Annotated in this window: 21 protein-coding genes; 20 read left to right on the top strand and 1 reads right to left on the bottom strand. The window is 62.7% G+C overall.

What is annotated here, in order from left to right; genetic code table 11:
- Positions 1-7: 7 nt before the first annotated feature.
- Positions 8-1,216: a CmpA/NrtA family ABC transporter substrate-binding protein gene (locus BLU37_RS28320; RefSeq protein WP_090210781.1), complete on the bottom strand. Its 1,209-nt coding sequence runs from the start codon at positions 1,214-1,216 to the stop codon at positions 8-10.
- 263 nt (positions 1,217-1,479) lie between these two features.
- Here BLU37_RS28320 and BLU37_RS28315 point away from each other — a divergent pair, with 263 nt between their 5' ends.
- The 20 genes from BLU37_RS28315 (at position 1,480) to BLU37_RS28220 (ending at position 20,852) form a co-directional block, all read left to right on the top strand.
- A complete protein-coding gene (locus BLU37_RS28315) occupies positions 1,480-2,187 on the top strand; it encodes a helix-turn-helix domain-containing protein (RefSeq protein WP_090211025.1) in 708 nt (235 codons plus the stop codon).
- On the top strand, positions 2,184-3,842 hold the full coding sequence (gene sctC / locus BLU37_RS28310) for a type III secretion system outer membrane ring subunit SctC (protein WP_090210779.1): 1,659 nt from the start codon (positions 2,184-2,186) through the stop codon (positions 3,840-3,842). Before BLU37_RS28315 ends, sctC begins: the two co-directional genes overlap by 4 nt.
- Positions 3,842-4,954 carry a type III secretion system gatekeeper subunit SctW gene (gene sctW, locus BLU37_RS28305; RefSeq protein ID WP_090210777.1) on the top strand — a complete coding sequence of 371 codons (1,113 nt, stop codon included), beginning with the start codon at positions 3,842-3,844 and terminating at the stop codon, positions 4,952-4,954. Before sctC ends, sctW begins: the two co-directional genes overlap by 1 nt.
- Positions 4,955-7,015 carry an EscV/YscV/HrcV family type III secretion system export apparatus protein gene (locus tag BLU37_RS28300; RefSeq protein WP_090210775.1) on the top strand — a complete coding sequence of 687 codons (2,061 nt, stop codon included), beginning with the start codon at positions 4,955-4,957 and terminating at the stop codon, positions 7,013-7,015. It abuts the gene before it with no gap.
- A 13-nt stretch (positions 7,016-7,028) separates the two neighbouring features.
- A complete protein-coding gene (locus tag BLU37_RS28295) occupies positions 7,029-7,436 on the top strand; it encodes an InvB/SpaK family type III secretion system chaperone (protein ID WP_090210773.1) in 408 nt (135 codons plus the stop codon).
- Positions 7,433-8,722, top strand: coding sequence for a type III secretion system ATPase SctN (sctN, locus tag BLU37_RS28290; RefSeq protein WP_090210771.1), 1,290 nt, complete (start codon positions 7,433-7,435; stop codon positions 8,720-8,722). The genes BLU37_RS28295 and sctN overlap by 4 nt, the downstream gene beginning before the upstream one ends.
- Positions 8,706-9,161: a protein SpaM gene (locus BLU37_RS28285; RefSeq protein WP_090210769.1), complete on the top strand. Its 456-nt coding sequence runs from the start codon at positions 8,706-8,708 to the stop codon at positions 9,159-9,161. Before sctN ends, BLU37_RS28285 begins: the two co-directional genes overlap by 17 nt.
- A gap of 47 nt (positions 9,162-9,208) precedes the next feature.
- Complete coding sequence (locus tag BLU37_RS28280; RefSeq protein WP_232000441.1) at positions 9,209-10,051, top strand: hypothetical protein; 843 nt, start codon at positions 9,209-9,211, stop codon at positions 10,049-10,051.
- Positions 10,048-10,962, top strand: coding sequence for a FliM/FliN family flagellar motor switch protein (locus BLU37_RS28275; RefSeq protein WP_090210768.1), 915 nt, complete (start codon positions 10,048-10,050; stop codon positions 10,960-10,962). The genes BLU37_RS28280 and BLU37_RS28275 overlap by 4 nt, the downstream gene beginning before the upstream one ends.
- Positions 10,952-11,611: an EscR/YscR/HrcR family type III secretion system export apparatus protein gene (locus BLU37_RS28270; RefSeq protein ID WP_010448918.1), complete on the top strand. Its 660-nt coding sequence runs from the start codon at positions 10,952-10,954 to the stop codon at positions 11,609-11,611. Before BLU37_RS28275 ends, BLU37_RS28270 begins: the two co-directional genes overlap by 11 nt.
- Positions 11,612-11,618: 7 nt before the next feature.
- Complete coding sequence (locus BLU37_RS28265; protein WP_010448916.1) at positions 11,619-11,873, top strand: EscS/YscS/HrcS family type III secretion system export apparatus protein; 255 nt, start codon at positions 11,619-11,621, stop codon at positions 11,871-11,873.
- 7 nt (positions 11,874-11,880) lie between these two features.
- The gene (sctT, locus tag BLU37_RS28260) at positions 11,881-12,660 is read left to right on the top strand and encodes a type III secretion system export apparatus subunit SctT (protein ID WP_090210766.1); all 780 of its coding nucleotides are present in this window, start codon (positions 11,881-11,883) and stop codon (positions 12,658-12,660) included.
- Position 12,661: 1 nt separating this feature from the next.
- The gene (locus BLU37_RS28255) at positions 12,662-13,696 is read left to right on the top strand and encodes an EscU/YscU/HrcU family type III secretion system export apparatus switch protein (protein ID WP_090210764.1); all 1,035 of its coding nucleotides are present in this window, start codon (positions 12,662-12,664) and stop codon (positions 13,694-13,696) included.
- A 113-nt stretch (positions 13,697-13,809) separates the two neighbouring features.
- Entirely contained in the window at positions 13,810-14,301 is a 492-nt protein-coding gene (gene sicA, locus BLU37_RS28250; RefSeq protein ID WP_010448910.1) for a type III secretion system translocator chaperone SicA, read from the top strand.
- The gene (gene sctE / locus BLU37_RS28245; protein WP_090210762.1) at positions 14,298-16,079 is read left to right on the top strand and encodes a type III secretion system translocon subunit SctE; all 1,782 of its coding nucleotides are present in this window, start codon (positions 14,298-14,300) and stop codon (positions 16,077-16,079) included. Before sicA ends, sctE begins: the two co-directional genes overlap by 4 nt.
- Before the next feature lie 15 nt (positions 16,080-16,094).
- Positions 16,095-17,288, top strand: coding sequence for an IpaC/SipC family type III secretion system effector (locus tag BLU37_RS28240; RefSeq protein WP_232000440.1), 1,194 nt, complete (start codon positions 16,095-16,097; stop codon positions 17,286-17,288).
- Positions 17,288-18,433: an IpaD/SipD/SspD family type III secretion system needle tip protein gene (locus BLU37_RS28235; protein ID WP_090210758.1), complete on the top strand. Its 1,146-nt coding sequence runs from the start codon at positions 17,288-17,290 to the stop codon at positions 18,431-18,433. Before BLU37_RS28240 ends, BLU37_RS28235 begins: the two co-directional genes overlap by 1 nt.
- A gap of 88 nt (positions 18,434-18,521) precedes the next feature.
- Positions 18,522-18,818, top strand: coding sequence for a phosphopantetheine-binding protein (locus BLU37_RS28230; protein ID WP_090210756.1), 297 nt, complete (start codon positions 18,522-18,524; stop codon positions 18,816-18,818).
- 208 nt (positions 18,819-19,026) lie between these two features.
- Positions 19,027-20,415 (top strand): winged helix-turn-helix domain-containing protein, encoded by a 1,389-nt coding sequence (locus BLU37_RS28225; protein WP_090210754.1) that lies wholly within the window; start codon positions 19,027-19,029, stop codon positions 20,413-20,415.
- Positions 20,412-20,852: a transglycosylase SLT domain-containing protein gene (locus BLU37_RS28220; RefSeq protein ID WP_090210752.1), complete on the top strand. Its 441-nt coding sequence runs from the start codon at positions 20,412-20,414 to the stop codon at positions 20,850-20,852. Before BLU37_RS28225 ends, BLU37_RS28220 begins: the two co-directional genes overlap by 4 nt.
- Positions 20,853-20,890 lie beyond the last annotated feature (38 nt).

Below are 20,890 nucleotides of genomic sequence, written 5' to 3'. Positions count from 1 at the left end.
CCTCCGGTCAGTGACGCGCGAGCGCGTTTGGCGCGTCGCTCATGGCATGCAGGCGAAAACCATGGGCGTAGGACACCGGGTCGGTACCATCCCAGACCTGACCATCGATCAGTTGGCTGCTGCGCATCTCGGCACCGTGCTCGATGCCCAGTGCGTCGGCGGCCTGGCGATAGAGGGCCAGTTGTTGCACCTGACGGGCCACGCCGAGGTAATCGGGGTCCTCGCGCAGCAGCCCCCAGCGGCGGAACTGGGTCATGAACCACATGCCGTCGGACAGGTAGGGCAGGTTCACCGCGCCGGCATTGTGGAAACGCAAGGCGTGCGGGTCCTGCCAGTGCTGGCCGAGGCCGTCTTCGTAGTGGCCGAGCAGGCGTGGCTGGATATGCTCCAGCGGCGCATCGAGATAGTCGCCGCCACTGAGCAATTGTGCGGTACTGCGGCGGTTTTCCGGGCTCTGTTCGATGAACCGGCTGGCTTCGAGAACCGCCATCACCAGGGCTCGCGCGGTATTGGGGTACTGTTCGACGAACGCGCGGGTACAGCCCAGCACCTTTTCCGGGTGATCGGGCCAGATCGCCTGGCTGGTGGTGAGGGTAAAGCCCAGTCCCTGCCTGACCGCGCTGTCGCTCCAGGGCTCGCCGACGCAGAAACCGTCGATCCGTCCGGCCTGCAGGTGCGCGATCATTTGCGGTGGCGGCACCACCACACTGTTGACGTCGCGCAAGGGGTGAATGCCCTGGCTGGCCAGCCAGTAATACAACCACATGGCGTGGGTGCCGGTGGGGAACGTCTGGGCGAAGGTCAGCCTTGCGCCTTTCTGGTGCGCATGCCGGTCCAGTGCTTCAGGGCTGGTCACTCCGGCTTTCTGCAGGGCTGGCGACAGGTTGATGCTCTGGCCGTTCTGGTTCAGCCCCATCAGCACCGCCATGTCGGTGGCCGGACTGCCGCCGATGCCCAGGTGCACCGCATAGATCATGCCGTACAGGCTGTGGGCGGCATCCAGTTCGCCGCTGACCAGCTTGTCGCGCAGACTGGCCCAGGAGGGTTGGCGCTTGAGGTTCAGGGTCAGGCCGTATGGCTGGGCAAACCCCTGGGTGGCGGCGACCACCAGCGAGGCGCAGTCGCTCAGGGGCATGAAGCCGAGGTCCAGGCTGGGCTTTTCCGGCGCATCGCTGCCGTTGACCCAGGCGAGGGGGGAGACGGGAAGTTCGTTCATCGGCTTTTCACTCTGTCATAAAAAACGCCGTACCCGACCAGCACCTTGGGCTCTGGCGGGTTACGACGTCTTTGTCCTTGCAGCCCGGCCGCCGTTGGCCAGGGTTTGCAGGTTTCTAGCAAGGCATATGCCACTGTCGCCGGCAGTCCTGGGCGGCCATCAGCTTCTCATCATGATCTGGCACGCAAACCGGCCCATCATCGCCGCTGGTTGATCGACAGACAGGTGGATGCAGAGTGCAGGCTGACGAACGCTTCGCGATGATGTGTCCCGGAGGGCTCTCCGCGCAGCGAGTATCGTTCGTGCGGGCTGGCGCTGACGGTGTATGCCTGGCTTGCGATGAGCTGAGGGTCGGTTGCTACCTGCCGTCCGACTGGCAGGGGCTGGTGGTAGGGCGCAGTGCGCTGAGGGTGGTTTCCGGCGATTGGAGCAGTGCGGCGTTGCCCGGTACCTGCCTGATGAAGCTGCAGGTATTCATCGACATGGGCGTTGCCTTCGAACGTGACCGCGCCTGCGCGCAACCCTGGGCCGCCTTGCCGATGCCGTTCGTCGTGAGCCGCAGCCGGGCCACCCTGGAACGTTGGTATATCGAACAGGCCCTGCGTGACGATCCCGGCTATCAATTGTTTGCCAGCGTGCTGCGTCAGAGTGCGAGTTACTGGCTGGTGCGGTTTCTACTGGAGCAGGGTACCGCCAGCGAAAAACTGATCGGTCTGGCACGGCGCTATGGCGTTTCGGTCTCGCATTTTCGGCGCCTGTGCCACCAGGCACTGGGCGGCGCGGCCAAGCCGGAACTGCGTGACTGGCGCGCGGCCAAGGCGCTCCTGCGGATGATCCGTGGCGGCGGCTCGCTGACCGATGTGGCGCTGGAATACGGGTATGCATCGTCGTCGCATTTTTCCAAGGAAGTGCGCGAGTTGCTTGGCGTCGCTCCGAGTCGGCTGCTCGATCTCGTGGAGCAACCCGATTGACACCGTGCTGGCTGCGAGCGCTGCGGCGCGTGCTTTGCGCAGTGCTGCTGCTCTGTCCTCCGGGCGGAGGCGTCAGTGCCGCCCTAGGCAAGAGCGGCGACTACGTGGCCCGCGAGGAAGGCCTGCGCAGCTTCTTTTCGGCCTTGTCGGCGCCGTTGGGCAAACCGATCATCGTCAGCAAGGTGGCGGCCGGCAAGCGGATCAGCGGTGAATTCCCGCTGCATTCGGCCCGCCAGACGTTCGATCGTATCGTCGCCCAGTTGGGGCTGATCTGGTACAGCGACGGACAGGCCATCTATCTGTATGACGCATCCGAGGTGAAAAGCTCGGTGGTCGCGTTGCGGGTGATCAGTGTCGATACCCTCAAGCAGTTCCTGCGTCAGTCTGGCCTCGAAGACTCGCGTTATCCGCTGCGCAATGACGGGCGTCGGACATTCTATGTCTCCGGCCCGCCGATCTATGTCGACCTGGTCATGCAGGCGGCGCAACTGATGGACAACCGACCTTCGGAACTGCTGCTCGGCCAGCAGCGGATTGGTGTGATCCACCTGCTCAATACCTTCGTGGGTGACCGCGAGTACGAACAGCGCGATCGCAAAATCTCGATTCCCGGGATGGCGACGGTGATCGAGAGCCTGCTCAAGGGCGAGCCGGGTGGGGTCGAGCCGCAGGTCGAGGTCAAGACGGTGAGCGGCAGCCCCTTGCGCATGCCGCAGTTCCCCCTCGAAGGACTGGCGACGCCGATTTCCCCGGATGATCCCACCGCCCCGCGGGTTCTGGCCCGCGAGGCTGCCGCCGGGAACATCCGCGTGGTGGCGTACCCGGATACCAACAGCCTGCTGGTCAAGGGCCTGCCCGAGCAGGTGCGTTTCATCGAGAACCTGGTGGCGGCGCTGGATGTGCCCAAGCGTCATGTCGAGTTGTCGCTGTGGATCATCGACCTGAATCAGGACGAACTGAATCAGCTCGGAGTGAGCTGGCAAGGCGGGCTCAAGGTCGGCTCGCAACTGGAGCTATCGCTCAACGCGGGTTCGGTGACCACCCTGGATGGCATTTCCTTCATGGCCCGGGTCATGGCCCTGGCCCGGAAGAACCGCGCCAATGTGGTGGCGCGGCCGGTGATCCTGACCCAGGAGAATGTACCGGCGCTGTTCGACAACAATCGCACCTTCTACACCCAATTGCTCGGCGAGCGCAGTGTCGATCTGCAGAGCGTGACCTACGGCACCCTGGTCAGCGTGCTGCCGCGTTTCGCCATCGCCGATGAAATCGAGATGTCGTTGAACATCGAGGACGGCAGTGAGGTCGAGCGTGGCGAACACGAGGGGACGGCGCTGCCGGTGGTCGGGCGGACCCGGATCAATACGGTGGCCCGGGTGCCCCAGGGTAAGAGCCTGCTGGTGGGCGGTTTCACCCGTGACGATTACCGCGAGCAGGTCGCACGCATCCCGTTGCTCGGTTCGATTCCGTTGATTGGCGGCTTGTTTCGCTACCGGATCAACAGTTCGGCGAACACCGCCCGGGTGTTTCTGATCCAGCCCCGGGAGATTCTTGGCGCCTTGCAGGAGAGCACCGAGGAACTGGGCAAGGGCCTGATGAGTGCCGAGCAGCAGGAAGCGGTGCGCCGCGCCTTCATGCGTGCGGTGGATGGCTGATGGTATCGATCAATTCCGCCACGAGCCGCGCCTTCATGGCCCGTCTCGACGCCGCCCGGCAGGATGCGCAGGCACAAGCCGAGGTCGAGTCGACTGATCAGGACTCCAGCCCGGTGGCGTTGTTGCAACGTTTTATCCAGAACAGCGACGAGATGTCGGCGGCCCTGACCCGCTTTCGTCATCGTCGGCATTTCGAACTCAAGGCCGACAGTTGCCCGGAGAGTTTCGAGGCCGTGCTCGACGACGATGCGCTGCCCAAGGCGCAGCAGGTGCTGGCATTGGCACGGGTCGCCGACAAACCCGTCGAATGGCTGTTGCAGGCGGCTCGAGGGCTGTTTCCCGATGACAGCGATCTGGTGCTGGTGCTGCGCGAGCTGCTGCGGCGCGGCCAGTTGTCGGCCGATGCCCGCCAGCGCCTGGAGCGGCTGTTGGAGACAGTGGTAGCCCAAGCATCGCCCCGACGGCTCAAGGCCGGCATCAACAGTGCCCTGAAAGCCCGGCTGTTCGGTCGGGCGATGGCTCTGCGGGCGGGGTTGTTGCGTGAAGCCTATCGCGATTATCTGGAAAGCGAGGTCGGCGCCGCCTGTTGTTATGAAGATTGGGTGGCACTGTTCGGCGCCGCAAGGCGCGCCACGGTACTGGCCTTTATCGAGGCCGCGCTGCTGACGGATATCGCTGCCCAGGATCCCAGTTGTTCGCGTCGTGAGTTCGGGCCGCTGCTGGCCCGGCTCGCTGACCTGAAACGCCTGCGTTCGGCCGATTCGGCGTTTGTCGGCGGGATGTTGGCGGATGAATTCATGCGCCAGTACAACGGCGAGGAGTCCGATTGGCTGGTGTTTTTCTTCGGTGTGCTCAGATACCCCGATGAACTCGACTCGCTGTTGGCCGGGGTGCTCGGCGAGCGGGTGTTGCTGGCCTTGCACTGCCAGCGTTCGGCACTGCTGCAGGTGGTCCGCCGCGCCTGCCTGCAACTGCCCCACGAGCTTTTTGCCGACGACGATGCCTTGTCGCGATTGGCCGGGCAGTTCGTCGCGCTCGCCGACATAGCCCTGGCCCATGAGCGGATCGAGCGCCGGCAAGGTGCCGTGTCCCTCGACGGTGCAGGTGACTAGATGGCCCTATCCAATCGATTCCTGCGCGCCGTAGCGGCCCGTCCCGAACTGCTGATCCTGTCGTTGATGGTGATGATCATCGCGATGCTGATCATTCCCTTGCCGACGCCCCTGGTGGATTTCCTGATCGGGCTGAACATTGTCATTTCCCTGCTGATTTTCATGGGTTCGTTCTACATCGAACGTATCCTCGGTTTTTCCACCTTTCCGGCCCTGTTGCTGTTGACCACGCTGTTCCGTCTGGCGCTCTCGATCAGTACCAGCCGGCTGATCCTGACCCAGGCGGATGCCGGTGACATCATCGCCTCATTCGGCGAGTTCGTGATCGGCGAGAACCTGGTGGTGGGGTTCGTGATCTTCGCGATTGTCACCGTGGTGCAGTTCATCGTGATCACCAAGGGCTCGGAACGGGTGGCCGAGGTGGCGGCACGGTTTTCCCTCGACGGTATGCCGGGCAAGCAGATGAGTATCGACGGTGACCTCAAGGCCGGCGCCATCGACGCGGCCCAGGCCCGCGAGAAACGCAATGTGCTGGAGCGCGAAAGCCAGCTCTACGGTTCCTTCGATGGGGCGATGAAGTTCATCAAGGGCGATGCGATTGCCGGGATCATCATCATCTTCGTCAATTTTCTCGGCGGTATCGCCATTGGCGTCGGACAACTGGGCATGGACTTCGGCGCCGCCTTGTCGATCTACACCCTGCTGACCATCGGTGACGGACTGGTGGCGCAGATCCCGGCGCTGCTGATTGCCATCGGTGCCGGTTTCATCGTCACCCGGGTCAATGGCGACGAAGCCAACCTGGGACGCAACATGCTCGCGCAGATGTTCGCCAATCCTTTCGTGATCGGGGTGACTGCGTTGCTGGCGCTGGCGGTCGGGGCGCTGCCGGGCTTTCCGCTGGCCACCTTCGTGGTCATTGCCGGGGTGCTGGCGCTGGTGGTGTTCCTGCGCTGGCGCCAGCAGCGGGTGGATTCGGGCGACTCTCGTCCAGGTGAGCCGCAGGCGCCGGTCGAGGTTGAGCAGGTCGGTGAACTGGGGCTGCAGGGCAGTCTCGACGACATTGCGACCGAGACGGTGGCGCTGATGCTGCTGGTTCCCTCGTCAAGGCTGGAGGCGCTGCTTGACGCCAAGCTCGCCGAACGCTTTCGCAACCAGTTCTTCGTCGACTACGGCTTGAAGATCCCGCTACCGCAACTGCGTGCCTCCGAGGCGCTGCCCGGCCATCAGGTCGCGGTGCTGATCAACGAAGTACGTGCCGACCAGTTCGATATCCACTTCGAGCACTGGCGGGTACTCGACTACTCGCCAGAGCTGGCGGCCATGGGCCTGCCGCTGGTGCGTGGGCGCGACAGCAACAACCTGGAAAGCATCTGGGTCGCCGCCTCGGTCAAGGGCACCGCGACGGAGTTGGGTTATCAACTGCGGGCGGCCCATGACGAGTGCTACCGCTGCCTGGTGACCTTGCTGGCGCGCAATATCAACGAGTTCTTCGGGGTGCAGGAAACCAAGGCGCTGCTGGACGAAATGGAAGGGCGCTACCCGGACCTGCTCAAGGAAGTCTACCGCCACGTCACCGTGCAGAAGATTGCCGAGATCCTGCAGCGCCTGGTCGGTGAGCGGATCTCGGTGCGCAACATGAAGCTGATTCTCGAGTCCCTGGCGCACTGGGCTTCCAGGGAGAAGGACAGCATCACCCTGGTCGAGCATGTGCGCGGTGGCTTGGGCCGCTACATCAGCAACAAGTTTGCCCATGGCAACGACCTGCGTGTGCTGCTGCTGTCGCCGGAGTTCGAGGAAGTGGTGCGCAACGGTATCCGCCAGACCTCCGGCGGCAGCTTTCTGAACCTGGAGCCCGCGCAGTCGGAGGACCTGATCGATCGGCTGAGCCTGGGCCTTGAGGGCCTGCATGTGCCGCAGAAGGATCTGGTGCTGCTCTGTTCGGTGGACGTGCGGCGCTATATCAAAAAGCTGGTCGAAGGACGATTTCGCGAGCTGGACGTGATGTCCTTCGGCGAGATCAGCGAGACCATTTCCGTAAATGTCATCAAGACCCTCTGAAGGAAAAGTACCCATGCAGAATATGGATATCGCCGAACGCCTGCGGGCCGCGCTGTTGTACAGCGGTTGCACGGATGCGCAACTGGGACGGTTCGATAGCCACAGTACCATCGAGATGGAGATGAAGGAGCAGCCCAACATCTGCGTCGATGTCATCGACGGCGACATCTGGCTGTGGAGCGTCTTGGCACAGATGACCCCGGCAATTTTTGCCTACAGTGCCGAAGCGCTGTTGCGTTATCTGTTCAAGGGTAACGCCGATGCCCGCAGCGGGCAGTTGCAGTTGTTCGAGGTCGATGGGCAGTTCGAGGCCCGGTTGATGCTCGGCGAGCCGGCGCTGAGCAGCGACCGGTCTTTTGCCGAAGCGATCGACGGGTTCATGCAGGACACCGAAGAACTATGCCGCATCATTCGCCAATGAATGCCTTGCGGCTCGAACGCCGGGGCGCTCATCCACGGCGGCTCAGTGGTCCGCTGATCGAGGCGGCGTTGCGTGGGGTCTCCATCGGCGAAGTCTGCGAGGTGCGAAGGCACTGGGCTTCGACCGAGTTGCTGGCCAGGGCCCAGGTGATTGGCTTCAAGCCCGATGTGGTGGTGCTCAGCCTGCTGGGCGAAGCCCGCGGGCTGTCGCGCGAGTCGATGATCGTGCCGACCGGCTCGACGCTAAGGCTGTACTGCAGCGCTGCGATGCTGGGCAGTGTGCTCGACGCGCGCGGCACTATCGTCGAGCGCCTGGCCCCGGCGGCGGGGTTCGCTGGCCGGGATTATCCGGTGGATGCCGATCCGCCTTCTTACCAGCAGCGGCGGCCGGTGAACGAACCGCTGATGACTGGCATCCGCGCTATCGATGGTCTGTTGACCTGCGGCATCGGCCAGCGCCTGGGTATCTTCGCCGCCGCCGGTTCCGGCAAGACCTCGCTGATCAACATGCTGATCAGCCATACCGAGGCCGATGTGTTTGTCATCGGTCTGATTGGCGAGCGTGGGCGCGAGGTGACCGAGTTCATCGAGCACCTGCGCCACAGCCACAAGCGTGCGCGTTGCGTGGTGGTCTACGCGACCTCCGACCTGTCCTCGGTCGACCGTAGCAACGCGGCGCTGCAGGCGACGGCGGTCGCCGAGTATTTTCGCGACCAGGGGCACTGTGTGGTGCTGCTGCTCGACTCGCTGACGCGTTATGCCCGTGCTCGTCGCGACCTGGCCCTGGCAGCGGGCGAGATGCCGGCGCGACGGGGTTATCCGGCCTCGGTATTCGACGCCTTGCCGCGCCTGCTCGAGCGCCCGGGGCACACGGCGCGGGGCAGCATCACGGCTTTCTACACCGTGTTGCTGGAAAGTGATGATGAGCCCGATCCGATCGCCGAAGAGATCCGTTCGATCCTCGACGGCCATGTCTATCTGAGTCGCAGCCTGGCCGCCAAGGGCCATTTCCCGGCAATCGATGTGTTGCGCAGTGCCAGCCGGGTCGCGCCCCAGGTGACGAGTGAGCTGACGCAACGCCTGGCGATCGCGACCCGCGAAGTGTTGGCGCGGCTGGAAGCCTTGCAGGTGTTTCTTGATCTGGGCGAGTACAGCCCGGGCGCCGATGCGGCCAATGATCATGCCATCGCCTGTCGGGATGGCTTGCAGGCCTGGTTGCGTCAGGCCGCTGCCGAACCGAGCCAGCCGGACGAAACCCTGCGGAGTCTGCATGAACTCATTGGCTGAGATCGATCGACTGCTGGGTGTCGGCAACTGGCGCCTGCGTCGGCACGAGGTGACGCTGCTGCGGCTCAGGCAGCGGCGGGCGCAGTTGCTGTGCGAGTGGTCGGCGTTGGATCAGCAGGAGCAATCGCTGCGGGCGCTGCTCGACAGCCATCGGGTGATGAATCGCGTGCTCGATCACTGGCAGTTGCTGGAGACATTGCGGCGTCAGGCGGTGATTCGCCGGCAGATCCAGATCCTGCTGCTGGAGCGCCAACCCCTGCGTGAGCAGCAAGTGCAACTGGAGCAGGAAGCAGGGCAACGGCAGCAGGAGCTGGAAAGCCTGCAACGCAGGCAGTCCCGATACGCCGCCGTGCGCCAGCGCTTGAGCCGACAACTGCGGCTTGAGCGATTGCGCCGCGATGAATGTGAAATCGATGAACTGATTGGAGGTAAGCGATGAACGGCATTTCGCCTGTGTGGCCTGCCGTCGTGCCCGCTCCGGACGAGATGGATGGGCCGCAATGGATCGACCTCGGCAGGCACGGTCTCGACGAGGAAACGATACCCGAAGGGGTTGCCCTGCTGCTTGCGGTGTTTGAGCCACTGTCCGGGCTGGCTCGTCCACGGGACAAGCAGGCGTACCCGCAGGCGTTGATGCTGGCCCAGGCGGGCAAGCACCTGGCGACGGGTGACAGAGCTGGAGTGAGCGCTGAACTGAACTTGGCGATGAGCCCCGAGGCGGACGCCCTGGTCAGTGACGGCAGCCCTCTCACGCCGGCCGCGAAGAACCTGGGGTGGGCTGGAGAAGGCCTGTCCGCCGGCAACCGGGGGGCTGGCGGTGTCCCGGGGCCCGTTGTGGAGGTACCCGTTGCCCTGGCGCCCGGCCCGGATGGGCCGGTACCTGCAGGCAACCAGGGCGACGCGTCTGCCGGGCCGGCGCCGGAGGGGCTGCAGGAGCCTGCCTTGCGGGGCATCGGCGAACTGCTTCACGGCGTCACGCTGACCAGGCCAGAGCCCCAGGCACCGTCGATGCACACTCCGCCTGAGGGGGTGGCTGACGAACGAGCGGCGACCTCCGGACAGCAGGAGCATCCCCCGTCCGAATCCGCGGAGCAGGACGATGAAACGAACGGCAACTTCCTCCAGTTGCCCTTCAGTAATGAGCGTGCCCAGGGCCAGGTGCTGATCAGCCGGGAGGGACCAGGGGCTGGCGGGTTGTTGATCCGTGCGACCGATAGGCAGGTGTTCGAGCAACTCGAAGAACACTTCGCACAGGTCCGCAAGCCAGGCTGGCGATTGGAGGGGGCAACGCTCTCCACGCCGGGCCATGATGGGGTTCGATTATCGTGATCCGATCGTTCCCGACCTTGCGTCGGCTCGACCCGCAGGATTATGCGCGTAGGCAGGTCGTCGAGCGCTGGCAACAAGCGGGTTACCCGGTCGATCTGCATCGGCCGCCGCCGGCGGGGGGCTATCTGGAGTTTTGCGCCCAGGGCCGAGGCGGTGACTGGCAAGGGCTGGTCGACGCCCGGGAATGGCTCGACGGTCTGTTGCCAGCCTTGCAGGCGTTGCTGAAGGTGCCCTGTGCCATTGCGCGGATCGCCGAACTGTTCCAGGCCCTGGCGCGCCCGCTCGAGGTCGAGCTGGATGGGCTGGGTTACGAGCGGCTGTCATCGGTTGCGGTGAGCAACGCGTCGGCGCTGGCTCAGCCCTTGCCCAGGATCGCGACCCCCCGGGGCTCGTTGTGGCTGTTACGCCTGCCCGAGAGTCGGCCGCCACCCCTGTCATGCAGCCCGTGGCTGCTGAGTCTGCCGCAGTCCCTGCGGCTGACACTGGGCTACAGCCGGATACTGCCGGTTGCCCTGCACCCGCTCGCCAGGGGCGACGTGCTGCGGATCAGTCGCTTGACCCGGCAATGGCAACTCGCAGGCCAGCCGGTCGGCGAATTCACCTTCACCGAACAAGGCCTGCAGATGACCCTGTCACCCCCTTCGTCCGATACACCGCACGTCGAGCCTGTCGCGGCGCTGGGCAGTCTGCCCGTGCACTTGGAGTTCGTGTTGCATGAGCAACGTATCAGCCTGGCCGAGCTGGCGGCATTGATCGAGGGCCAGGTACTGACACTTGATTCATCGGTGCTGCGCGCTATCGAGATCCGCGCCAACGGCCGGACGCTGGCCCGGGGTGAGTTGGTGCAATTGGGTGAAAACCTCGGTGTGGAGCTGCAGCAGATCTTCCGGGAGCAGCCGGATGAACAATGATGTCTCGCTGATCGCGCTGCTGGCGTTTGCCTCGTTGCTGCCGTTTCTGGTGGCGGCAGGCACCTGTTATCTGAAGTTCTCCATCGTGTTCGTGATCGTGCGTAATGCGCTGGGGCTGCAGCAGGTGCCGTCGAATATGAGCCTTAATGCGATCGCGCTGTTACTGGCCGTGTTTGTGATGAGTCCGGTGGTGCAGCAGGGGTATGACTACTATCAGGACCACCAGGTGCGCCTGGACAGTGTCGGGTCGCTCATCGAGTTCAGCGAAAACGGTCTGGGCAGCTACAAGGACTACCTGCGCCGCTACACCGACCCCGAGTTGGCGGTGTTTTTCGAGCGTGCCCAGCAGGTCGGCGAGGCTGAGTCGATGGAACTGGCCGATGCGCAAATCGAGCCATCGCTGTTCGCCTTGCTGCCGGCCTACGCCCTGAGTGAAATCAAGAGCGCCTTCAAGATCGGTTTTTATCTGTACCTGCCCTTTGTCATCGTCGACCTGGTGATCTCCAGCATCCTGCTGGCGTTGGGCATGATGATGATGAGCCCGATGATCATCTCGGTGCCGATCAAGCTGGTGCTGTTTGTCGCCCTCGACGGCTGGGCGCTATTGTCCACCGGGCTGGTCGGGCAATACCTGACGTTGCTGGAATGAGCCGCGGATGAGCGACCTGGTGTATGCCGGCAACAAGACCCTGTACCTGATCCTGCTGATGGTCGCCTGGCCGATTGCCGTGGCGACCGTGGTCGGGCTGGTGGTTGGCCTGATCCAGACCGTTACCCAACTCCAGGAACAGACCTTGCCGTTCGCCCTCAAGCTGCTGGCGGTCGCGGCGTGCCTGTTCCTGTTGTCTGGGTGGTACGGCGAAACGCTGTTGGGCTTCAGCCGGGAAATCATGCGCCTGGCGTTGAGGTGAGGCGTTCGTGTCGATAGCCTGGTTTTTCGATCTGCACGGCTGGCTTGCGGCGGCGATCATCGGATTTGCCCGCCTGGCGCCGGTCTTTTTCATGCTGCCGTTTCTCAACAGTGGGTTGCTGAGCGGGCCGCCGCGCCAGGCGGTGATCATCATCGTGGCCCTGGGGTTCTGGCCCAGCAGCGGCCTGGCCCTGCCGGCGCTGGACAGCCTGGCCTTCTTCGGCCTGCTGATACGTGAAGTGGGGATCGGCACGCTGCTGGGCTGCCTGTTGTGCTGGCCGTTCTGGGTCTTGCACGGCATGGGCAACCTGATCGACAACCAGCGCGGAGCGCTGCTCAGCAGCACGGTCGATCCGGCCAACGGCGTGGACACCTCGGAGTTGGCGAACTTTCTCCAGTGGTTTGCGGCGGCGGTGTATCTCGAAGGGGGCGGCCTGCGACTGATGGTCGAAACCGTGGCCCATAGCTACAGGTTGTGCGCGCCGGGTCTGGATTGCCAGGTGAATCTGGCGCGGCTGATGGCACTGCTCGATGATGTGCTGGGCAAGATTCTGGTCATCAGTGCGCCGGTGGTCGCCAGCCTGCTGATCAGTGAGGCGCTGCTGGGCTTGTTGTCGCGCTACGCACCGCAGATGAATGCCTTTTCCGTTTCGCTGACGATCAAGAGCCTGGTGGCGCTGGGTGTGCTGATGCTGTACTTCGGCACTTATGTGCCGGATGAGATCCTGCGCATGAGTCAATCGCTGGACAGGGTGACGACTCACCTGGGCGATCCGGGGGGCCATTGACATGTCTTCCAGTGCCTCGAAGACCGAGCAACCCACACCCAAGCGCCTGCGTGATTCGGCGCGCAAGGGCCAGACCTTCAAGGCCAAGGATCTGGTCATCAGTTGCATGATGTTGTGCGCGATCCTGTTTCTGGTTTCCGGATTGTCGTTGCTGGAAGTGATGGAGGTCTATCGGCGGATCATCGCTGCCGGTCTTGCCGACGACACCCAGGGGTATACCGCGCAACTGCTCAAGCTGGCCTTGCTGTGCATCCTGCCGCTGGCGTTGGTCTGCGTGTTGAGCAGTGCGCTGCCGGCGCTGTTGCAAAGCGGTTTCGCCCTGGCCAGCGAGGCCCTGAAATTGAACCTGGGGGCGCTCAATCCGCTCAACGGATTCAAGAAGCTGTTCAGCCTGCGCACCCTCAAGGACAGCATCAAGGCGGTGCTTTACCTGGGCAGCTTCGCTGTGGCCCTCTGGATGGTCTGGCATTCGGAGCGCCAGGCGTTGTTCGCCCAACTGTTCGTCGAGCCACTTGAACTGTTCCCGCTATGGGGACGCATGCTGCTGACCCTGTTGTTGTCCTTCATGGCCTGTGCGTCGTTGATCGTGCTGCTCGATGCCCTGTGCGAGTACTGGCTGCATATCAAGGACCTGAAGATGGACCTGCACTCGGTCAAGCGCGAACACAAGGAACAGGACGGCGATCCGCAGATCAAGCAAAAGCGCCGTCACTTGCACCTTGAGCTGCTTTCCGAGCAGGTCCGCTCGGACATTCGGGGTTCGCGGGTCATCGTCGCCAACCCGACGCATATCGCCATCGGCATCTACTTCCGTCCGGACATCAGCTTCATCCCTCTGGTCAGTGTGATCGAGACCAACCAGCGGGCTCTCGCAGTGCGTGCCTACGCCCGGGAAATGGGCATTGCGGTGGTCAGTGATATCCGCCTGGCGCGGCGGATCTATCGCACGCACCAGCGCTACAGCTTCATCCAACTGGAGGAAATCGAGGAGGTCCTGCGTTTGCTGATCTGGCTTGAACAGGTCGAGCAGGCCTGAACCGGTTTCGACTCGCACAGGCCGGCATGAGCGCATTTTGGCGGTGGCGGGGTGGGGATTTTGGCTCAATGCGGGCGTCAATCAGGCTGGCGCCATCTTCAGGAGTGTGGCCGATGAGTCGCAAAGATACGCGAGAGGACGAACAGATGGCTTTCGAGGCGGTGCAGGCCGTCCTGGAAGGCATGCCGCTCAAGGATGTGCGCGGGATCAGCAACGAGCAGATGGATAGCCTTTATGCCTATGCCTATGAGTTCTACGAGCAGGGGAGACTGGATGACGCGGAGAAGTTCTTCCATTTCCTGTGCATCTACGACTTCTACAACAGCCAGTACTGGATGGGCCTGGCGGCGGTGCATCAGCTCAGGAACAACCACCACAAAGCCATCGAGCTGTATGCCGTGGCCTTTGCCCAGAGCAAGGACGACTACCGCCCGATGTTCTACACCGGCCAGTGCCAGCTCGCTCTCGGGCAGGGTGGCAAGGCCAGGCTGTGTTTCGAGTATGTACTCGAACGGGTCACCCACGATGACTTGCGCAGGCAGGCCGAGATTTACCTCGATGCCTTGAGTCATCTCGATAGCCGAGCAACGGAGGATCAGCAATGACCGATATCAATGGAGTTCTGGGCTCCGCTCCCCTGGTTGTTCCTGACGCGAGCCCCTACGCCGAAGCGGCCCGCAAGGCGGCCAGGACCGACGATTTCCAGCGGCTCAATCATGAGCTGCTGGCCAGTCTGGAGTCGGTGGACTACGAGTCTGCCGGCGGAGCCAGGAACGATGCCCGACCCAGGCTGCAGGTGCCGCCCACGCGAGTGGGAGAAGATCGCCTGAATGCCGAAGGCGAGTTCGTGCGCTTGATCGCCTCGCTGGTCGAACTGCTGGGCAATACCAGCCTTGAGACCCTGAAAAACCGGCTGTCGCTGCTGCGTTCCGTGGCGCAGGCCTCCCAGCAGTCGCTGCAGCGGCTGTCGGCCGATTATGCACAGTCGTTGGCCGAGCTGGCGGCGGCCCAGGGAGCGGTCGATAGCAGCCAGGAGCGGTTGGAGGCGTTGAAGGCCCGGCTCGACCAGGCCCAGTTCGAGCTGGAAGCCGCTGAGTCGCACCTGGCGTCCCTCGATCCCTCGTCACCGGAATACGCCGGGGCGCTGGCCCGACGCGACCGGGCGATGGGCGTTGTCGACACTCTGCAACAGGGCTTCAGGCCGGTCGCAGAGGCCCATGTACGGTTGCTCGATACCGCCAAGGTTGCGGCCGTCAAGGCCGAAGCGCTGGTCAGGCAGATTCAGGACCTGGCCGTCAGGCACCCGGCCACCGACGAGGCAGGCCAGGAACACCTGAACGCCGCCGGAGCGCTGGTCCTGGCGATGGCGAGATTGATCGAACTGCTGGGCGATGCGGCCGACAGGCAGTTGCAGGCCGACCAGGAGCTGTTCCTGACCATGCAGGCCACCCGCCAGGATTTCATGCGGATCAAGTCCGAGGAATATCAGGAGGAAGTACGCAAGGCCGAGGCGGCCCAGAAGGCCATGGGCTGTATCGGCAAGATCCTTGGCTGGCTGGTGCTGGCGGTCAGTGCGGTGGTGGCGGTGGTCAGTACCGTCGCCACGCTGGGCGCTGCGGCACCGGCCGCCGGCGCGTTGATCGGGGCGGCGATCGGCGTGGTCGGGGTGCTGGCCTCGCTGTCGGACATGATCGTCAAGGAGGTGACCGGAAACTCCTACATGGAGAAGGCGATGAAGCCGGTGATGGAGGTGTTCCAGAAGCTGGTCAAGGTGATGGCCGATATGTACACCCAGGTCCTGATGACGATGGGCGTCGCCGAGGAAAAGGCCAAGATGGCCGGTGCGATCATCGGCGCCATTGCCGCCGTGGCCACGGTGATCGCGGCGGCGGTCGTGAGGATCCAGGCGGCAGGGCCGGTGCTTGGCACGGTGATGAACAAAGTCATGGAAAAGCTCGGCGACGCCTTCTCCCGGCTGGTGCCGGAACTGCTCAAACAGGCGGCCACCAGCGTCGGCAGGGGCCTGTCCCGGCTGGTTGAACAATTGCGTGGGCTGGTGGCCTCCGCCAGCGATGACGTCACGCTGAGCCAGTTGAAGAACCGCCTCGAAGTGCTCCTGGCGACGGTCCAGACTGCAGGCACCGCCAGCCAGGCCGGGCTGCAGGTCAAGAGCGCCGTGCATCAGCAACAGGGGGCGGAGCATCTGGCCGATATCCGCGTCAGCATGGCGATCGTCGACTCGCTGGGGGACTACCTCGAGGAAGCGCTGGGGGCATTCGCCCGGTTGATCGAGCACAAGGACGAGCAGATGAGGCGCTTCATGAGCGATATGCAGCACCGTCACGGCGCGGCCCTTCAGGTCGCCCGCAATATCAGGCTTTGAACGGAGGTAGCCGCCATGCTCGAAATTTCCGCTGGACCGCTGATGCAACCCGTGACCGCCGAGGTGGTCCCGCCCGAGTCACCCGCAACGCCATCCTCGCCCCTGACGAAGTCTGCTCTGGAGGGCGCGCTTTTGCAGGACAGTCTCGATAGACAGGTCACGCCCGGTCGGGTGGCCCAACTGAGTGTCCTTCGGTCGAGCGTCATGGGCGAGTTGAAACGATCGTTGGAGGGTTTGGGTTTCAGCGACGTTCAGGTGGCAGCCCTGACCAGGCAGATAGATGAGCAGCAACTTGAAACGTTGCGGACACTCGGCTCGTTCGGGCATGCCGAATTGGTCAGCCTGATCGGCCAACTGGACGACCAGGCGTTTCAACGGCTGACCGATGTCAGCGAATTCAGCGAGGCCGACCTGGACATTTTGCGGCGTGAAGTCGCCCGGCAAGCCGGCGATGCGCAATTGGAGTCGTCGGGCTTTGACCCGAGGGTCTGGGAACAGCATGTCGGCGTGCTGCTGACGGCCATCATCGCCTTGAATATCGCGCGGGTGGCCAACGCCCAGTTGCGCGGGCACTTCAGTGTGATGGCGGCGAATGCCGCAGTAGAGCAGGGCAAGGCGATCCGCGAGGGCGGTAATGCCAGCCTGTACGCGGCCCTCGGTGGGGCGATGGTTGCCGGTGCCTTGTCGGTGGGGGGCCTGGCCCTGACGCTCAAGAGCTATCAGGGCAAGCACGCCGATATCGTCAGCAACAAGCGTGAAGCCCTGAACGCCGGGCGCCTGGAAACCGATCTGCGCCGGCAGTTGCGCGAGTCCGACAAGCTGAATGTGTCCACGCCGGAAGATCGCCAGGCCTATCGAAGCTGGCTGGAGGACCGGATCATCGATGCCGGCAAGCGTCGGGAGAATGCGCTGTGGCTGAGTGAGTTGGGTTCGCGCCGACCGGATCGATTGATCGCGATGGGTACCAGCATGAATTCGATGGCCATGGTCATCAGCAACGTGTTGAGCGCGGCCATTCGTCTCGACGAGATCGCTCAACATGAGCGTGAGGTCCTGCAGCAGAGCAATCAGAACGTCCAGAAGAGCCTGGCGGATGAAGAAAACCAGGTCGATGCCAGGGACACGGCGTTGCTGCAGAAGCTGCTGGACATCATCCAGCAGATCACCCAGTCGCGTAACAGCGTCATCGAAGCCCTGGTGCGAGCCTGATGGAAATTTCAAACCACACCACTACCGCGATTGCCAACCTGGATATCGATGCTGCCGTCGTGCAGGCGGCATCTGAGCCGCAAGAGCCGGTTCCGGTAGCGGCGCCGAACGAACCGTTGGATGCCGTGTTGAGAGACATCCAGGGGCAGTTGGAACGACTGCGCCCGAAAAACCTGCACGGCGCGCGACAATTGCTGGAGGCGGCGAAAGCAGCGCAGGGCGCATCACCCCACGAGGCATCGGAGCTGACGCCTTACCTGGCGTGTGTCGAACAGGTCCAGCGCTGGCAGGATGATCTGTTGCAGTCGGGCGACACGATGCGCAAGGTGATTGCGCTGCTGGACGAGAACAGCAACAGTCGCCAATACGGCGAGAAGGTGCTGGGCCAGCGTCAGAAGGTCCTTGAACAGTTATCCACCGCGATGATCGAAGGCACCGACGGCAGGGCGGCTATCGCCACCTGGCAAGCATCGGTCATCGAGCAACTGAGTGGTCTGCTTCCGGGCGAGATTCGTGCGCAGGGGGACAAGATGCAGGTGCAGGTGCCGGCGTTTTTTGACCAGTTGATCGAGTTGATCGATCTGATCGGCGACGGCTATCTGAGTGTCCACCAGAATATCGTGCGCAAGTACTCGGCGTTTTTCGACACGTTCAACAGTAAGATTACCTCCAAACTCCAGCAGTGGATGACGGCGGTCAATGAAGGCAAGGACATCGAACTCGATGTGGCCGAGCTGAAAAAGGCGCTGCAGGAGCTGATGGCGGATCTGGACGGCGTATTGTTCAACGGCTCCAAGGCGGATGCGAAAAACTGGTGCGAGGCGTTGGGGTTGCCGGCCACTAGCCTGAAGGAAAATGCCGATGGAACATGGTCGGTGATGATCGACCTGAGCCCGCTCGAGCAGATGATCGAGGATCTGGACAAATTTGACCTCGATGACCAGGGTAAGGTCGTGCTCGACAGCGCAAGCTTCCAGGCCTGGCAGTCCGGTTTCAACGCTCAGACCGATCGTCTGAAAAACAAGCTCCAGGAATTCACGCAGAAGTATTCCAGTGCCAACTCTACCTACGACAACTTCATCAAGGTTCTGTCCAACCATATCAACCAGTTCGCCGATATGTTGAAGGCCATGGCCCATTTCTGATTCACCCGCCTGAACCCTTTCACTACTGCTTTGAGACGAAGCCTGCGGAACTGTCCGTCGGCTTCGTCCTGCCTTGGAGAAACAACCGATGAGCTATCTGATACCGGGCAATTGCGAGTACTTCATCGAGCAACAGGTCATGGTGCTGCTGGCGGGCTATTTTCAACTGGAGCGGCGAAAGGTTCTGCTCGACTCACGATTGATCGAGGACCTGTACCTGAATTCGATGGGCATCATCGAGATGGCGATGTTGCTTAACGACGCCTTCGAGATTGATTTGCCCGAGAGCGGCGTGGCCGGCTGGCGCACGGTTGCGGACGTGTGTCGGCTTGTAGGAATTACCCAACAGAAAAGTAAAGTTGGGGAAGTAGATTGCGTGCGGTAAAGACTTTTCTTTTGTTGTCTGTCCGTCGTTGCGTGAAGTTTTTTGAATCTTCAAACCTTGTGGTGTTTTTCTTGTTTTTATGGAGAAACGTCCTACGGATTGTTGTTGGTCAAGTTTCTATAGTCGTTGGGTTCCTCGTGACGAGTCCTGGTTGCCCAAGGCTCGTTTTTGAATGTCAGTCCATCTGCATAGAGATTTCAAGATTGATATGGGTCTTGCCACTGATAACTTCCTGAAACAATCGTTCGCGTTCGACGAATGGATACTGCAAGGCGATGGAGTGCTGTTGCGCAATGGAAAGACCGTTCATCTGCCACCTAAAGAGTTGCAGGTTCTGCGTCTGTTGCTCGCGGGGGCTGGTCGGTTGGTCACCAAGGACTATTTGCTGGACTGCGCATGGGCGGGCAGCGATGCGGCCGAGGAGTCGTTGACGCGCTGCATCTATGCCCTGCGCAAATTGCTCGGACCGGGTCGTGGTCATATCACGACGGTCTACGGCAAGGGCTATCGTTTTTCCGGGGGGGTTGTGCCATTGGCTCCCACGCTTGAGGAATCTCCGCTGGCGCTCACGTTGGCGGTGTTGCCGTTTCGTCACGCGGATGAGTCGGCGGCGGCGAATCTTCAGGAGGCCATGATTCGGCAACTGAAGGCGGCTTTCGACGGTGCCCTGAGGATTCTACCGGCGGCGCTGACGATGCCTGGGCCTGGCGCGGTCGATACCCGGCAACTGATGGAGCAACTGGCTCCTGACTACTACCTGAGTGGCCGTTTTCATACCTGGGGCGATCAGTTGGAACTGTCGGTGGAGCTGATCCGGGGAAACCGTCACCACCTGGTCCATGGCCCGATGGCCGTCAAGGGGACGTTCGACGACCTGCTCCAGTCGGTGGTGTCGATGGTGGCTCACCATTTGCCCAACCTGCGTCCTGCCGTCGGAGGGTGTTCGTCCTACCCTGTGGCTTTGGCTTTTCTCAAGGGTGTGTACGGTTTGCAGCGGTGCACCCCACACAGCGTGAGGGAGGCTCTGCTGTATTTTCGCCAGTGCGTGCAAATGGATGCGAGCTACGTCCCGCCCTGGTGCGGTGTGGCCGACGCCTACCTGGCGCTGGCACTGCTGGAGTTGGTCGATCGGCAGAGCGCCGTGGACCATGCGCGTGATGCGGTGGTTCAGGCCCTGTCCCTGGAGCCGGGAAACGTGGCGGCGCTGGCGCGGCTGGCCCTGGTCACCAGCTTGCAGGGTTGCGACGATGCTGCCCAGGTACTGTTCCAGCGCTGTCTGCTGGGTTGCGATCGGGCTGACATTCATTATCTGCACGCCTGGCATCACTGGGCGGGCGGTCGTCATGAGCGGGCGCTGGAATGCCTGGATACGGTGCTGCGGCAGGATCCTTCCTCGATTCCCGCGCAACTGATGCGTATCCGGATCGCCTTGGCCCACGACCCCCGTGCCGCTTTGGCGATGACCCGTGAGGTGCTGGATGGGCAGGCCGATGAACATCCGGTGTTGCGGGATCAGTATGCCTCGATCCTGGCCCACTGTGCCCGCTTGGGCCCCTGTCTGAAGTCGTCAGCCGAGCATCACCCAGGCGAGGCATGAACCGCCGATACCGGAACGTGGCCTGGTTACTGTTGGCCTGGTCAGGGACGGCGCCGGCTTTCTGCTGGGACAGCGCCGGACGCGATCATGGCATCGAGCCTGCGCTGCTGTATGCCATTGCCCATGTCGAAAGTGGCCTGCGGCCGCAGGCGATGAACCATAACCCGGATGGCAGCCGCGACATCGGTCTGATGCAGATCAACAGCCTGCACCTGCCGCACCTGGCCGCACAGGGCATTACCGAGCAACGGTTGCTGGAGGACCCGTGTCTGAGCGTACGGGTCGGTGCCTCGATCCTGGCGCGGTTCATCGTGCGCCATGGCTACGGCTGGACCGCCGTGGGGGCCTATAACGCCGGTAGCGCCGAGGATCGCCATGGCACGCGGCGGCGTTATGCACACAAGGTCTGGCGTTTCTATCGGGTACTGGTGCCGTGAGTTTGGGACGATTCTGATTGGAATATGGCCCAGGCAGT

It is taken from the genome of Pseudomonas asplenii (assembly GCF_900105475.1).
Taxonomy (GTDB): Bacteria; Pseudomonadota; Gammaproteobacteria; order Pseudomonadales; family Pseudomonadaceae; genus Aquipseudomonas; species Aquipseudomonas asplenii.
This window is presented reverse-complemented; position numbering and strand designations above follow the sequence as displayed.

Coding starts and splice junctions, on each gene's coding strand:
- BLU37_RS28220 (WP_090210752.1), top strand. CDS start 20,412: ATGAACCGCCGATACCGGAACGTGGCCTGGTTACTGTTGGCCTGGTCA.
- sctE (WP_090210762.1), top strand. CDS start 14,298: ATGACCGATATCAATGGAGTTCTGGGCTCCGCTCCCCTGGTTGTTCCT.
- BLU37_RS28230 (WP_090210756.1), top strand. CDS start 18,522: ATGAGCTATCTGATACCGGGCAATTGCGAGTACTTCATCGAGCAACAG.
- BLU37_RS28320 (WP_090210781.1), bottom strand. CDS start 1,216: ATGAACGAACTTCCCGTCTCCCCCCTCGCCTGGGTCAACGGCAGCGAT.
- BLU37_RS28225 (WP_090210754.1), top strand. CDS start 19,027: ATGGGTCTTGCCACTGATAACTTCCTGAAACAATCGTTCGCGTTCGAC.
- BLU37_RS28255 (WP_090210764.1), top strand. CDS start 12,662: ATGTCTTCCAGTGCCTCGAAGACCGAGCAACCCACACCCAAGCGCCTG.
- BLU37_RS28315 (WP_090211025.1), top strand. CDS start 1,480: ATGTGTCCCGGAGGGCTCTCCGCGCAGCGAGTATCGTTCGTGCGGGCT.
- BLU37_RS28285 (WP_090210769.1), top strand. CDS start 8,706: ATGAACTCATTGGCTGAGATCGATCGACTGCTGGGTGTCGGCAACTGG.
- BLU37_RS28265 (WP_010448916.1), top strand. CDS start 11,619: ATGAGCGACCTGGTGTATGCCGGCAACAAGACCCTGTACCTGATCCTG.
- BLU37_RS28280 (WP_232000441.1), top strand. CDS start 9,209: ATGGATGGGCCGCAATGGATCGACCTCGGCAGGCACGGTCTCGACGAG.
- sctN (WP_090210771.1), top strand. CDS start 7,433: ATGAATGCCTTGCGGCTCGAACGCCGGGGCGCTCATCCACGGCGGCTC.
- BLU37_RS28295 (WP_090210773.1), top strand. CDS start 7,029: ATGCAGAATATGGATATCGCCGAACGCCTGCGGGCCGCGCTGTTGTAC.
- BLU37_RS28235 (WP_090210758.1), top strand. CDS start 17,288: ATGGAAATTTCAAACCACACCACTACCGCGATTGCCAACCTGGATATC.
- sctW (WP_090210777.1), top strand. CDS start 3,842: ATGGTATCGATCAATTCCGCCACGAGCCGCGCCTTCATGGCCCGTCTC.
- sicA (WP_010448910.1), top strand. CDS start 13,810: ATGAGTCGCAAAGATACGCGAGAGGACGAACAGATGGCTTTCGAGGCG.
- BLU37_RS28240 (WP_232000440.1), top strand. CDS start 16,095: ATGCTCGAAATTTCCGCTGGACCGCTGATGCAACCCGTGACCGCCGAG.
- BLU37_RS28270 (WP_010448918.1), top strand. CDS start 10,952: ATGAACAATGATGTCTCGCTGATCGCGCTGCTGGCGTTTGCCTCGTTG.
- BLU37_RS28300 (WP_090210775.1), top strand. CDS start 4,955: ATGGCCCTATCCAATCGATTCCTGCGCGCCGTAGCGGCCCGTCCCGAA.